We start from the raw sequence: 13645 nt of genomic DNA, 5'->3' as shown, positions 1-13645 counted from the left end.
GAGTTAAATGTAAGTAAAATGAGAAGTGCTTGCAAAACGTCTGGAAACAGGATAGACTAGGAGATGAAAGGGGTGGTGGAACACTATGAAGATAGTAGATCTGCATGCACACACAACCGCGTCGGATGGCTCATATACGCCGACAGAGCTTGTTGGATACGCAAAGAAAAAGGGACTTAGCGCGATTGCGATTACAGACCATGACACCATAGCCGGAGTGGAGGAGGCTTCTATAGAAGGCAGGAAGCTGGGGATTCGGGTAATCCCAGGAGCGGAGCTCAGTACTCGCATGGACGACTGTGATGTACACATGACCTCTCTTTTTATCAATTGTAAAAATGAACAACTAATTAAGCGGCTGGATGATATGGCTGCGAGCCGTCAGGAACGCAATTATAAGATGGTAGATAAGCTTCATGAGGCAGGCTTTCAGATAGACAGAAGTGATCTGGATGCACTTGGAGAGGGGAAAATCTTGGCGAGAGGGCATATTGCCCAGATTCTGATTGCAAGAGGATATGCCACAGAACTCAAAGAAGCACTGCGCAAGTATCTGTCCAAGGGCACGCCGGGATATGTACAAAAGGAAGTCCTGTCACCGGAAGAGTGTATTCAATTAGTCCATGATGCGGGAGGACTGATCTTTGTAGCACATCTGCATCAGATCGATCCGCAGGATCCGGAACACTGTAAGAATGTGGCGAGACGTCTGATACGCATGGGAGCGGACGGACTGGAGACCCAGTACTGTGAGTTTGATGATGAATGGCGTCAGGCAACAGAGCAGATTGCGCAGGAATGCGGATGCCTGAGGTCTGGTGGAAGTGATTTCCATGGAGCTATGAAGAAGGGTCTGGATCTCGCCTGTGGATATGGTGATCTGCAAGTTCCATATACATTTCTGGAGGCCATGGATGCGGAATTAGCACGAAGACAAAATGAAAGACAGGTAATTAAAACTTGCAAAAACCAAACAAAATGTTAAAAACAATCAAGAAAAATGAATTGATACATTTTATCTAATTCATTTCATAAAACTAAAAATGGCGAAACAGGATTGACCTGAGCAGATGTTTCCTATATAATGAATCCCAATCGAACATGTGCATCACAAAGGCGTGCTGTAGATACTGCAAAGAGCAGTGTCTCAGTGCGCCTTTTTGTATCTGGATAAATCAGAAAGGGGAATGCTTATATGAGTGGATTTGCAAGTAAAGGTCTGTACAGACCGCAATTTGAACATGATAACTGCGGAATCGGCGCGATCGTCAATATCAAAGGAGAAAAATCTCACAAAACCGTTGAGAATGCGCTGGAGATCGTTGAGAATCTGGAGCACAGAGCCGGTAAGGATGCAGAAGGCAAGACCGGAGATGGTGTTGGTATTCTGTCACAGGTTTCACACCGTTTCTTCTCAAAGGTCTGTAAACCGTTAGGAATCCGTCTGGACGGAGAACGGGATTACGGTGTGGGTATGTTTTTCTTCCCACAGGATGAGCTGAAGCGAAATCAGGCAAAGAAGATTTTTGAAGTCATTACCGAAAAAGAAGGCCTGGAATTCCTGGGATGGAGAAAAGTGCCGATCCGTTCCGAAGTGCTTGGCAAGAAAGCACTGGAATGTATGCCGTGCATTGAACAGGCATTTATCCGCCGTCCATCTCAGATTGCCAGGGGTCTGGATTTCGACCGTCGTCTGTATGTGGTAAGAAAGGTATTTGAGCAGAGTAATGATACCTATGTATGCTCTCTGTCCAGCCGTACTATCGTATACAAAGGTATGTTCTTAGTCGGACAGCTTCGTCTGTTCTTTGAAGATCTGCAGGATCCGGATTTTGAATCCGCGATTGCAATTGTGCATTCCCGTTTTAGTACGAATACCAATCCAAGCTGGGAGCGTGCACATCCGAACCGCTTTATTGTACATAATGGTGAGATCAATACGATCCGGGGCAATGTGGATAAGATGCGTGCAAGGGAAGAGACGATGGAATCACCATATCTGAAAGGCGAGATGCTGAAGGTACTGCCTGCCATCGATAATACAGGTTCAGATTCTGCAATGTTGGATAATACATTGGAATTCATGGTAATGAATGGTATGGAACTGCCACTTGCAGTGATGATCTCTATTCCGGAACCATGGGCAAATAACCGCAGTATGCCACAGAATCAGAAAGACTTTTATCAGTATTATGCGACGATGATGGAGCCATGGGATGGACCGGCATCCATCCTGTTTTCAGATGGAGACTGTATGGGAGCAGTGCTTGACCGTAATGGTCTGCGTCCATCACGTTACTATATTATGGATGATGACACATTGATTCTGTCATCAGAAGTAGGCGTACTTCCATTAGATCCGGCACGTATTGTGGTAAAAGAACGTCTGCATCCTGGTAAAATGCTGTTAGTGGATACGGTAAAAGGCCGCGTGATCGATGATCAGGAACTGAAGAATATGTATGCCGACAGAGAACCATATGGTGAATGGTTGGATGGAGCACTGATCGAATTAAAGGATCTGAAGATTCCGAATGAATCAGTCCAGACCTATACAAAAGAAGAGTGCAAGCGTCTGCAGAAAGCATTTGGTTACACCTATGAAGATGTACGGACAACAATCCTGCCTATGGCAGTAAAAGGTGGAGAAGGCATTTCTTCCATGGGTATTGATGTGCCGCTGGCGGTATTGTCTGATAAGAGACAGCCGTTATTTGGTTATTTTAAGCAGTTGTTCGCACAGGTAACCAATCCGCCAATCGATGCGATACGTGAGAAAGTGGTAACCTCTACTACCGTATATCTTGGAAAAGATGGTAACCTGCTGGAAGAAAAAGCAGAGAACTGCAGGATGCTTAAGGTGAATAATCCAATTCTTACAGATACGGATCTCCTGAAGATTAAGACAATGAAGCAGGATGGCTATCAGGTAGCTGTGATTCCGACTACTTATTATAAAAACTCAAATCTGGAAACCATGATGGATTATCTGTTTGTACAGGTAGATAAGGCAATTAATGAAGGAGCGAACATTTTAATCCTGTCTGACAGAGGAGTGGATGAATTTCATGTGGCAATTCCGTCACTGCTTGCAGTATCCGGGGTACAGCAGCATCTGGTAAGAACCAAGAAACGTACTGCGGTAGGAATCATTATTGAAACTGGTGAACCGAAGGCTGTACATGAATTCGCGACCCTTCTCGGTTACGGAGCCTGTGCGGTGAACCCATATCTGGCATACGCGAGCATTCATCAGCTGATTGAGGATGATATGCTTCAGAAGGATTACTATGCGGCAGTAGAGGCATACAGTAACGGTATACTGGCGGGGATTGTTAAGATTGCATCTAAGATGGGTATTTCTACCATTCAGTCTTATCAGGGTGCCAAGATATTTGAAGCATTGGGTTTGAAACAGTCCTTTATTGATAAATATTTTACCGATACAGTTAGCCGTGTTGGCGGTATTGGTATCGAGGAGATTGCAGAAGATTATGCAAAAATGCATGCGGAAGCCTTTGATCTGTTGGGCTATGATTCTGATATGACGCTGGACAGCATAGGTCAGCACAAGAGTAAAAGCCAGGGCGAGCAGCATCTGTATAATCCTAAGACAATCCATCTGCTGCAGCAGTCTACACAGACAGGCAATTATGAACTGTTCCGGGAATATACGGAACTGGTCAATGAAGAGGGTGCCGGAATTAATCTGCGAGGACAGTTTGAATTTAACTTCCCGGAGAAAGGCGTGCCAATCGAAGAAGTAGAATCTGTAGACGAGATCGTGACAAGATTTAAGACAGGAGCCATGTCCTATGGATCTATCTCAAAGGAAGCTCATGAGACGATGGCACTTGCCATGAACAGTCTGCATGGTAAATCCAACAGTGGTGAAGGTGGAGAAGAAATCGAACGACTGGATTCTGACCGCTGTTCTGCCATCAAACAGATCGCATCCGGACGTTTTGGTGTCACCAGCCGTTATCTGGTAAGTGCAAAAGAAATCCAGATCAAAATGGCGCAGGGAGCAAAACCAGGTGAAGGTGGACATCTGCCAGCCGGAAAGGTCTATCCTTGGATTGCTAAGACCAGACATTCAACCCCTGGTGTAGGTCTGATCTCACCGCCGCCGCATCATGATATTTATTCGATTGAAGATCTGGCACAGCTGATCTATGATTGTAAGAATGCGAACAAGGACGCACGTATTTCGGTCAAATTAGTATCTGAGGCGGGAGTCGGAACAATTGCTGCAGGTGTAGCAAAGGCAGGAGCAGGACTGATCCTTATCTCCGGATATGACGGCGGTACAGGAGCGGCACCGGGAAGTTCAATCCATAATGCGGGACTTCCGTGGGAGCTCGGACTTGCGGAGACGCATCAGACACTGCTACAGAACGGACTGCGTGATCGTGTACGCATCGAGACAGACGGTAAATTAATGAGTGGTCGTGATGTGGCAATCGCAGCAATCCTTGGAGCAGAGGAATTCGGTTTCGCCACGGCACCATTGGTAACTATGGGATGTGTGATGATGAGAGTCTGCAATCTGGATACCTGCCCGGTTGGTATCGCAACCCAGAATCCGGAACTTCGTAAACGTTTCCGTGGAAAGCCGGAATATGTTGTGAACTTTATGCGGTTTATTGCACAGAATTTAAGAGAATATATGGCAAAACTCGGTGTGCATACGATTGATGAACTGGTAGGAAGAACAGATCTGCTGCGTGTAAAAGAGCATCCGAAGTCCAGACATGCGTCTACACTGGATCTGTCCGGTATTCTGAGACAGGACTATGCAGGGTCAGCAGAACAGACCTTTAACCCGGCAAAGAAGTTTGACTTTGAACTGGAGAAGACACTGGATGAGAAGGTGCTGTTGAAAGAACTTGGCAAGGCACTGGAGAAGAAGCAGAAGAAGAGTATCCATGTAAAGGTATCCAATGTAAACCGTACCTTTGGTACAATCTTTGGTTCGGAGATTACCAGACATTATCCGGAAGGACTGCCGGAGGATCATTTTGTGATCCACTGTGAAGGTGCCGGAGGACAGAGCTTTGGTGCATTTATCCCGAAGGGTCTGACACTGGAACTGACCGGTGACAGCAATGACTATTTCGGAAAAGGTCTGTCCGGTGGTAAGCTTGTGGTATTCCCACCGAAGGAAGTTACCTATCGCCACAATGAAAATATGATCATCGGTAATGTAGCACTTTATGGTGCAACAGATGGTAAGGCATTTATCAACGGACTCGCCGGCGAACGTTTTTGTGTCCGTAATTCGGGTGCAATGGCAGTCGCAGAAGGTGTCGGAGATCACGGCTGTGAATACATGACCGGTGGACGTGTCGCAATCCTTGGACCTGTCGGCAAGAACTTCGCAGCAGGTATGAGTGGCGGTATCGCGTATGTGCTGGATCAAGATAATACGCTTTACCGTAAGATTAATAAAGGTATGGTAAATATGGTGCATGTCACTTCTAAATATGACATTCTGGAACTGCAGGGCATGATCGAAGAACATGTGAAGCATACAGGTTCCGAGATCGGACAGGAGATATTAGATCATTTTGAAGAATATCTGCCGAAATTTAAAAAGGTCATCCCGTTTGACCATGAGAAGATGCAGACCTTCGTGCTTCAGATGGAAGAGAAAGGTCTAAGCAGCGAACAGGCAAAGATCGAAGCATTTTATGCGATCAAGAACGGAAAGGAATAGGAGGGGTGAACCATGGGAAAAGCAACAGGATTTTTAGATTATGAGAGACAGGATAAAAAGGCAGAAGCACCAAAGGAAAGAATCAGCCATTTCCGGGAGTTCCATAAGCCATTGACGGAAGAAGAACAGAAAAAACAGGGAGCCCGATGTATGGATTGTGGAGTACCGTTTTGCCAGGCGGGTATGATGATCGCCGGAATGGCAAGCGGATGTCCGTTAAATAATCTGGTGCCGGAATGGAATGATCTGGTCTATCATGGCAACTGGCAGCTTGCCTATGACCGACTTCATAAGACGAATAACTTTCCGGAATTTACGTCCAGAGTCTGCCCGGCACTTTGTGAGAAGGCATGTACCTGCAATCTAAATGGAGATCCGGTGGCAACGCGTTCTAATGAATATTCAATCATAGAACGGGCGTATGCTGAAGGATATGCTGCTCCGAAGCCGCCAAAGACGCGTACCGGCAAGAAAGTGGCTGTCATAGGTTCCGGTCCGTCCGGACTTGCGGCAGCAGATCAGCTGAATAAGCGGGGACATTTGGTCACCGTATATGAAAGAGAAGATAAAGCAGGCGGTCTGCTGCGCTATGGGATTCCGAATATGAAGCTGGAGAAGCATATCATCGATCGGAAGATTGCAGTCATGGAGCAGGAAGGCGTAACCTTTGTCTATAACTGTAATGTGGGAAAGGATAAGAAAGCGGCAGAGCTTTTGAAGGAATACGACCGTGTTATCCTTGCCTGCGGAGCCAAGAATCCACGTGACATCAAAGTACCGGGAAGAGATGCGAAAGGGATCTATTTTGCTGTAGATTTCCTGACTTCCACTACGAAGGCACTCTGGGCAGATCCGGAAAAGGGAAAAGAGGCAAAAGCATCTTTATTGAAAGCAGGGAGCTGTATTTCTGCCAAAGGCAAGAGAGTTATGATCATCGGAGGCGGTGATACGGGAAATGACTGTTGTGGTACTGCGATGCGTCATGGAGCCAAATCTGTCCTTCAACTGGAAATGATGCCGAAAGCACCGGAAGAACGTCTGCCATCCAATCCATGGCCGGAGTGGCCTAAGATTCTGAAGACGGATTATGGTCAGGAAGAAGTGGCAGCAGTATTTGGTAAGGATCCTCGTGTCTATCAGACTACGGTAAAGGAGTTTATCAAGGATAAAAACGGCAATGTATGCAAGGCTGTTCTGGTGAAACTGGAAAGCAAAGTGGACGAGAAGAGTGGGCGCAGAATGATGGCTGAAGTAGCAGGCAGTGAATATGAAGTGGCAGTAGATCTGGTGCTGATCGCAGCAGGATTCTTAGGCTGTGAGGAGTATGTTACCAAAGCATTCGGCGTAGAGCGAAATGCCCGCACGAATGTACAGACGGAGCCGGGGGCATATGCGACAAGTGTAAAAAATGTCTACACGGCAGGTGATATGCACCGTGGACAGTCTCTGGTTGTATGGGCAATTCGTGAAGGAAGAGATGCTGCCAGAGCAGTAGATTACAGTTTACTTGGCTATTAATTAGCGCCTTTTTTTGACTGGTCCAATTTCGTGTTTAACTTAGTGTTCTGTGCGACCACAGCAACTATCGTGTCCGGAGCTATGGCAGAGCGAACCAAATTCTTATCCTACTGTATTCATTCAGCAGTAATCTCAGCATTCATCTATCCGGTGGAAGCACACTGGATCTGGGGAGGTGGCTGGCTTGCACAGATGGGATTTCATGATTTTGCAGGTTCCTGTGCAATCCATATGGTCGGTGGTATTTCAGCTCTTATTGGAGCAAAAATGCTTGGATCTAGAATTGGTAAATTCACGAAAGATAAAAAGGGAAACATTACAAAGGTCAATGCATTTCCGGGACACAATTTGGCACTTGGAGCACTCGGAGTATTTATCCTGTGGCTTGGCTGGTACGGATTCAACGGAGCAGCAGCTACATCGGTAGAACAACTGGGGTCCATTTTCCTGACAACAACAGTAGCTCCAGCAGTAGCAACTGTTGTATGTATGATCTTTACATGGATTAAATATGGTAAGCCGGATGTGTCCATGAGTCTAAACGCATCACTTGCCGGTCTGGTAGCGATCACAGCACCATGTGATGTAACTGATTGTTTTGGAGCAATCATAATCGGAGCTGTCGCAGGTCTGCTGGTAGTATTTGGTGTATGGCTTCTGGATTATGTACTTCGTATTGATGATCCGGTTGGAGCCGTTGCAGTTCATTGTATGAACGGTATCTGGGGTACAATTGCAACAGGACTTTTTGCAACAACATCGGCGCCTGGTAACGATACACTGACAGGACTGTTTTACGGTGGAGGCTTTACACTTCTTGGAAAACAGCTTCTGGGAATGTTTTCAGTTATCGCATGGACGGTAGTAACTATCACGATTACATTTATGATTATCAAAGCAACTGTAGGACTTCGTGTCAGTGAGGAAGAGGAGATTGAAGGTCTGGATTCCTGTGAACATGGTCTGGCATCTGCATATGCAGGCTTCAGTCTGATGGACGTATCAGGATCTATGATCATGGAAGAAAATGAAAATACACAGCTTGGCGTATCAGAATATGAAGCAGCATCCGAAGTACAGAAGAATGCAGCCGTTAAGGTGGTACGTCAGCCGGCAATGGATACAGGTATGTATAAGGTTGTTATTCTGGCGAAGCTGTCACGTTATGATAAATTGAGAAAGGCGATGAATGCAGTTGGTGTTACCGGAATGACTGTAACACAGGTTATGGGATGCGGTATCCAGAAAGGAAGCGGCGAGCGTTATCGTGGAGCAGAAGTAGATGCAACACTTCTTCCAAAGGTAAAAGTTGAAGTAGTTATTGGTAATCTTCCGGTAGATACTGTTGTAGAGGCGGCCAGAGAGGCACTGTACACAGGTCATATCGGAGATGGCAAGATATTCGTATACAGTGTAGATAAGATTATTAAGATCCGTACAGGAGAAGAAGATCTGGCTGCACTTAAGGACGTAGAATAGATATTCTTATATCTTTTCTAATTGCATATTATAAAGAAATTGGAATCTGTGAATGCAGGTTCCAATTTCTTTTATAAAAGTATAACAGAATTTACAAACTGTCTTTTAAATATTCACGTGTCACACTGCGGGAAGATTCTAACATTTCTTCTGGTGTTCCTGCAAAGAGAAGTTTGCCGCCTGCCAGACCACCTTCAGGTCCAAGCTCTACAATATAGTCAGCATCCTTTATAATATCAAGACTGTGTTCGATAATAAACAGCGTATTGCCCTGATCCGTCATCTTATTGAAGAGTTCCATAAGCCGTCTGATATCATCCAGATGCAGTCCGTCTGTCGGTTCATCCAGAATGAATATCTGTCCCCGCTCATCCAGCTTGCTCGCCAGCTTGATACGCTGCAGTTCTCCGCCGGAAAGAGTTGACATTGACTGATTCAGATGCAGATATCCAAGACCAACCTGTGCCAGTGTATCCAGTTTGCTTACAAAATTGACATTTTCAAAAAATTTGATTGCCTGACGTACTGTCATATCCATAACTTCAGCAATGTTTTTTCCTTTATATTGATATTTAAGCACTTCCTCAGAATATCTGGTTCCATGGCATACCTCACAAACCGTCTCGATAGAATCCATATATGCCATTTCTGATATAATTACACCTTTTCCCTGACATGCAGGGCAGGCGCCTTTGGAATTGAAGCTGAAATATGCCTTTGCAACATGATTTGCCTTTGCAAACAGGGTTCTGATCTCATCTGCAATATCCAGATATGTAGCCGGAGTTGACCTTAAATTGATTCCTATATCCTTCTGTCGGATTGAAATAACCTCGCCTGGATATTGGCTGGTAAAATATTCCATCAGTGAACTTTTCCCGGAGCCGGCCACACCGGCAATGACTGTCATAACGCCAAGCGGAAGTTTCACATTTACATTTTTCAGATTATGAAGATTTGCATGTTTAACTTGATACCAGTCTGTCGGCTTTCTGTATTCCATTTTTATCGGAGTTTTTGCTCGCAACATACGTCCTGTCACTGTATCTGACTCCAGGAGCCCCTTATAATTGCCCTGGTACATAATCTGCCCGCCATTGATACCTGCTTCCGGTCCCATATCCACAATATGATCCGCCAGTGCAATAACTTCTCGGTGATGTTCCACAATCATAACAGTATTGCCGTGTTCTTTTAATTTTATCAGAGAATTTTTAAGCTTTTGGATATCTCTCGCATGTAATCCTACACTTGGCTCATCCAGTACATACATCATATCTGTAAGTGGTGAATTGATATACCTGGCAATTTTAATTCGTTGTGCTTCGCCGCCTGAAAGTGTATCAGTTCCCCGGCTAAGCGAAAGGTACCCTAGTCCAATCTCTGTCAGTGCGTTCATCCGTTTCAAAATTTCAGTTTTGATATCGCGTGCCAGCGGATCATCAATTTGACGTATAAATTTTGCTGCATCAGGAATTGGCATATCGGAAACTTCACAGATATTTTTGCCATTGATCAGGCAACTGCGGATTTTGGCATTCAGTCTGGTTCCGTTGCAGTCCGGACAGGTAAATGTGTGAACGATACGATCCAGTTCCTTTTTGTGAAGCTGACCTTCCTTGGATCGGATGATACTGCGGTACATACGTGGATAAATACCTTCATATTTCGCAGTTTTTGGCCAGTTGGCCGGTGGATTTTTAAGACGGATCTGTGGAGAATAGAGAAACAGATCCATCTCTTCTTTTGAATAATCCTTTATTTTTTTGTTCAGATCAAACAAGCCGCTGTGAGCATATCGTTTCCATCTCCAGGCACCTGTTGTAAATGCCGGCCATTTGATAACACCTTCATCATTTAAACATTTATCAAAATCTACTAACTTGTGGATATCCAACTCTGTTACGACGCCAAGACCTTCACAGCGTTCACATTTTCCACTGGGATGATTGAATGAAAAACTATCCGAATATCCGACAAAAGGTTTTCCGACACGTGAAAAAAGCAGACGCAGCAAGGCATAAATGTCGGTATAAGTGCCGACTGTAGACCGTGAATTTGCTACCGGCTTTTTCTGATCGATCACAATAGTGACCGGAAGATTTTCCATGCGCTCTACTTCCGGACGACCATATTTCGGCAAAAACTGCTGCACAAAACTTGGAAATGTTACATTCAGTTCTCTTCTTGATTCTGCCGCGATCGTATCAAGACAAAGGGAAGACTTACCCGATCCGGATACACCGGTAAAGACGGTAATCTTTTTCTTTGGAATTTTTAATGAGACATGTTTCAGGTTATTTTCTGTTGCATTGACAATATTTATAAAATTCTGTTCGTTGTTGTCCATTTACCTGCTCCTTTTGATCAGTATAGCTTAAAAGAAGCACACGTCACAGATGAATATTCATACTGCAATCGTGTGCTTCCTTATTATACACTTATTTTATATCTGCGTTAAGATACTTTAAACAAAACTACTGTGCCTTTGCCGGCGAAGCCATCTGATTGATATCAGGAATGGCAATCAGGATTGGATACAGGATGATAGAAATTACCAGTCCACCAACACCCTGAATAATGTTAGCCGGAATACTTGCTGCTGCAGATGCGCCGTACAGGAAATATTCACAAACGAAGTATCCACCGGCTACCAGCACGATATCAATTACGCCGCCAATCAGAACAGCGATGTACTTTTTCTTCTTATCTGTAGCCATTTTCTGGTAAACAAGTCCTGCAAACAGTGCGATCAGCCCTTTTACTGCGAATGTAATCGGAACATATACAAAATATCCACCAAGCAGGTCAGCCATAGCTGATCCGATACCGGCTGCAAGAAGTCCCCATACAGGTCCAAGTACTACACCAGAGAGGATTACAATTGCATCACCTGGGTGAATATATCCGTTTGTTCCGGGAGTAGGGATACGGATTGACATTGTAGCCACACAAGCCAATGCGGCAAATAAAGCTGTCATTATGATTTTCTTCAAGTTTGTATTCATAGTCTCTTCCTTCTTTCATGTTCTTATCTTTTTGTTAGACCATACTTTACTACTTGAGTGGATTGTGATAAAGAGCCAATTATTATAAAAATGACCAGTCCAGTTTACTTTTTGCGAAAACGGTCTGGAATCGTTTTCAGACTGATGGTAAACAGATCGCGGATTGTGCGCTGAAGAAATTCTCTGCTTTCTGGATCAAGAGCCCTTGCTGCCTGCATCAGGATCTGAAGATTGGCAGACCAGTTCTGCACCAGTTCTTCGGTAGAGAATACATCGGTAGAATTAAGAAGTTTAAACAGCGTATCTACAAAACGTTCCCTGTCTGTCGGTGACAGTCCAAGGATCCAGGTATTCAGCGTCTCATCCATATGTCTGGCTCCGGAATTCAGGTGATCCGCATAGGCAAAGTCGTTTCCATTCACCACCCAACTGGCGGGATCGTGCTGAAACAGAGAAAATGCCCGGCTTTTTACAACTTTATAATCTTCCTGTGTTTCAAAGAGCATGCCGACCAGTGAAGATTGCGGCACTGTTTTGTGGATCCGATCTTTCATTTGTTCATATTCCGGCAGTTCGAAGAAAGATTTTAAGAATCCAGGTCCGTCATGGGAATAGACGTCAAGGATCCGTCTGCGGATTGACGGGTCGGATTTTACCGCAGAATATACCGCCAGATTACCACCTTTGGAATGCCCGCCAAGATATAGCATACCGGGGAAATGACTGGCAGCTTCGTGAAGATAGCGGATGGCTTCCAGCTGTCCGGCAATCGGATCCTGAAAAGCCATGTTAAAATCTTCTTTCCAGCCGATGATGCTGGAATCAGTACCGCGAAAAGCAATATATGACGTATCTGGAGTCAGTCGGAACGTGACTGCTGCGAACTGTTTTTCCGTTGCGGCATCGTATTTCTGTGTATAGCCACAGATCAAGGTATCGCGGAATCTTGGACTGCATGCCAGTGCGATCAACAGTTCCAGACAGCTTTTGCCGTTCCAGATACCATGGAACATCTGTTCAAAGTATTCTGCTTTCAAAAGATCTGCAAAGTGAATGCCGTTCCAGTCTCCTTCAGGCAGTATTTCTTTTGGGAAAAATGTATATGCGATGGAGGAGAGCACCAGACTGTCCACCTGACAGAATGGGCGTTCATCAAAGGTATCTAAGGATGTTCTGGTGTAACCAAGTATACTTTTCATAAGATATCCCTCCGTTTCATTCTTAGCGTATGTAACATTTTACTTTTCAATTATTATAGCATGGATTAAAATGTTGTTAAGATGAAAGAAAGAATCCGGGATAAAATCGGATATTGTAGAAAATAAATGATATGAGTACAGATAGAACAGAGTATGGTATTTATTCACAGATCGCATCCGGTGAAGGAATCCGTGCCAGAGATATAGCAAAGGAACTGCATATTGACCGTAAAACGGTGAACCATTATCTTTATCGATCGCCCTACATGCGGGATCTTTGCTACCAGGACAAGGACTACAGATGGCATGCGTTAATCCGTCAGGGACGTCCTCATCTTGGACTTGTGGATTACAGCGGATATTATGGAACGGTAAAAGAATTTCTGGAGCTTACTGAAGATGAATGGTTTGAAATGCTGCTTGCGGGATGTAAAAGGATCGGACGGAATCTCAATGACACCAGAGGCTTGTTTCATTCGTTTCGGGATGCCAGAGAAGTCATGTGTAGTTTATTTGCGGATCTGGATACTATGGGAGCAGACAAAGAAGAATATGAAACATGGAAATCTAAAAACAGACACAAATACCTATTACAATATCACATTATTTTTGTCTGCAAATATAGAAAGAAATTACTGGTTTCGAGGCAGATATCAGATGATATAAAACAGTTTTCGTATGAGATATGTCAGAGACACAGTGTGATAATAAGATATATGGAA

Annotated in this window: 7 protein-coding genes and 1 pseudogene; 5 read left to right on the top strand and 3 right to left on the bottom strand. The window is 44.5% G+C overall.

Annotated elements, in window-relative coordinates; translation table 11 throughout:
• Positions 1-85 precede the first annotated feature (85 nt).
• The 4 genes and pseudogenes from DXA18_RS03335 to DXA18_RS17285 form a co-directional block, all read left to right on the top strand.
• Positions 86-985, top strand: coding sequence for a PHP domain-containing protein (locus DXA18_RS03335; RefSeq protein WP_118382667.1), 900 nt, complete (start codon positions 86-88; stop codon positions 983-985).
• Between the two features lie 210 nt (positions 986-1195).
• Positions 1196-5719, top strand: coding sequence for a glutamate synthase large subunit (gene gltB / locus DXA18_RS03330; RefSeq protein ID WP_118382666.1), 4524 nt, complete (start codon positions 1196-1198; stop codon positions 5717-5719).
• Positions 5720-5731: 12 nt separating this feature from the next.
• Complete coding sequence (locus DXA18_RS03325) at positions 5732-7237, top strand: glutamate synthase subunit beta (protein ID WP_118382665.1); 1506 nt, start codon at positions 5732-5734, stop codon at positions 7235-7237.
• A 12-nt stretch (positions 7238-7249) separates the two neighbouring features.
• Positions 7250-8716, top strand: a pseudogene (locus DXA18_RS17285) (ammonium transporter); the annotation flags it as partial.
• A 91-nt stretch (positions 8717-8807) separates the two neighbouring features.
• On the opposite strand, the gene DXA18_RS03315 reads toward DXA18_RS17285, so the two are convergent.
• The 3 genes from DXA18_RS03315 to DXA18_RS03305 form a co-directional block, all read right to left on the bottom strand.
• The gene (locus DXA18_RS03315; RefSeq protein WP_118382664.1) at positions 8808-11066 is read right to left on the bottom strand and encodes an ATP-binding cassette domain-containing protein; all 2259 of its coding nucleotides are present in this window, start codon (positions 11064-11066) and stop codon (positions 8808-8810) included.
• A 127-nt stretch (positions 11067-11193) separates the two neighbouring features.
• Positions 11194-11724, bottom strand: coding sequence for an ECF transporter S component (locus DXA18_RS03310; protein ID WP_118382663.1), 531 nt, complete (start codon positions 11722-11724; stop codon positions 11194-11196).
• A 104-nt stretch (positions 11725-11828) separates the two neighbouring features.
• Positions 11829-12923 (bottom strand): DUF2974 domain-containing protein, encoded by a 1095-nt coding sequence (locus DXA18_RS03305; RefSeq protein WP_118382662.1) that lies wholly within the window; start codon positions 12921-12923, stop codon positions 11829-11831.
• Between the two features lie 530 nt (positions 12924-13453).
• Between DXA18_RS03305 and DXA18_RS15770 the strand changes: the two genes are divergently transcribed.
• Positions 13454-13645, top strand: a 192-nt coding sequence (locus DXA18_RS15770) for a transposase (protein WP_199665539.1), incomplete at its 3' end; no start/stop codon positions are given.

The sequence above is a fragment of the Dorea sp. AM58-8 genome (assembly GCF_003464045.1).
GTDB lineage: Bacteria > Bacillota > Clostridia > Lachnospirales > Lachnospiraceae > Claveliimonas > Claveliimonas ammoniilytica.
The sequence above is the reverse complement of the archived record's forward strand: the minus strand, read 5'-3'. Positions and strand labels throughout refer to the sequence as shown.

Excerpts from the sequence above, each read along its gene's own strand:
- DXA18_RS03335 (WP_118382667.1), top strand. The coding sequence starts at position 86 with ATGAAGATAGTAGATCTGCATGCACACACAACCGCGTCGGATGGCTCA.
- gltB (WP_118382666.1), top strand. The coding sequence starts at position 1,196 with ATGAGTGGATTTGCAAGTAAAGGTCTGTACAGACCGCAATTTGAACAT.
- DXA18_RS03325 (WP_118382665.1), top strand. The coding sequence starts at position 5,732 with ATGGGAAAAGCAACAGGATTTTTAGATTATGAGAGACAGGATAAAAAG.
- DXA18_RS03315 (WP_118382664.1), bottom strand. The coding sequence starts at position 11,066 with ATGGACAACAACGAACAGAATTTTATAAATATTGTCAATGCAACAGAA.
- DXA18_RS03310 (WP_118382663.1), bottom strand. The coding sequence starts at position 11,724 with ATGAATACAAACTTGAAGAAAATCATAATGACAGCTTTATTTGCCGCA.
- DXA18_RS03305 (WP_118382662.1), bottom strand. The coding sequence starts at position 12,923 with ATGAAAAGTATACTTGGTTACACCAGAACATCCTTAGATACCTTTGAT.